The following is a 933-nucleotide window of genomic DNA, read 5'->3' on the forward strand; positions in this document are numbered from 1 at the left end:
CGGGTGCGGCGGACCGGTGGGTGCCCAGACTGCTCCGGTCCTCCCATCAACTGCACCCCGGAATGTCGGTGCCTCCGGGGATGATGGTGGTATGGCGAACAGCACGGGTCCGGGATTGGTGATGGATGGCATTGAGGCCTCTGTTGCCGGGCTTGGTGCGCTGTTCGCCGAGGATGCCGCGCTGGCCGCTGCTGGCGGTCTGGCTGGCGCTGGCGGTCTGGCTGGCGCTGACGGTGGGGCCGGTGGCGGGATGGATAAGTTGCAGCGGGCGTACGGGATCCGGCTGGACCGGATGGCGGTGATGAGGCGGCTGGAAGCCCAGATCGCCGCGCTGAAGGCCCGGGACGCGGCCGAAGCCATTGGCCTGCAGCACGCGATGACACCGCCGGACGCGCCGGTGCAGGAGCGGACGTTCAACGAGATCTCCACGATCGAGGAGATCGCCGGGGTCCTCACGGTCAGCTCCGGGGCCGCCGCCGCGTTCGTCGCCCAGGCCCGGCGGCTCTGCTCCCTGCCGCAGGCCATGGCCGCCCTCTCCGCCGGGGCCATGTCCTGGCAGCACGCCCGGATACTCGCCGATGAAACCGAGGGCCTTAACCCCGCGGGCGCCGCAGCGCTGGTGGCGCACTTCCTGGATTCGGACCCACCCGGCCCGGCCCGTGCGTGCCCGGCCGGGGAGCTGGTCCCGTCCCGGTTCCGGGCAAAGGTCCGCTCCTGGCGCGAACGCCACCACCCCGAATCAATCGAAAAACGCCACGCCAAAGGCGTGGCGGACCGGCGGGTGGAATACAGCCCGGACCGGGACGGCATGGCCTGGCTCTCCGCCTACCTCCCGGCCGGCACCGCACTGGGAATCTGGAACAAAACCACCGCCATCGCCCGCGGCCTGCAGGGACCCCACGAACCCCGCACCCTCACCCAACTCCGGGCCGA

1 pseudogene is annotated in these 933 nt (G+C 71.3%); it reads left to right on the plus strand.

The features are described 5' to 3' along the window. Positions 1–91: 91 nt before the first annotated feature. A pseudogene (locus FDW84_RS18965) lies at positions 92–933 on the plus strand (HNH endonuclease); the annotation flags it as partial.

Origin of the sequence: Pseudarthrobacter sp. NamE5 (assembly GCF_005796225.1) — a bacterium.
Lineage (GTDB): Bacteria > Actinomycetota > Actinomycetes > Actinomycetales > Micrococcaceae > Arthrobacter.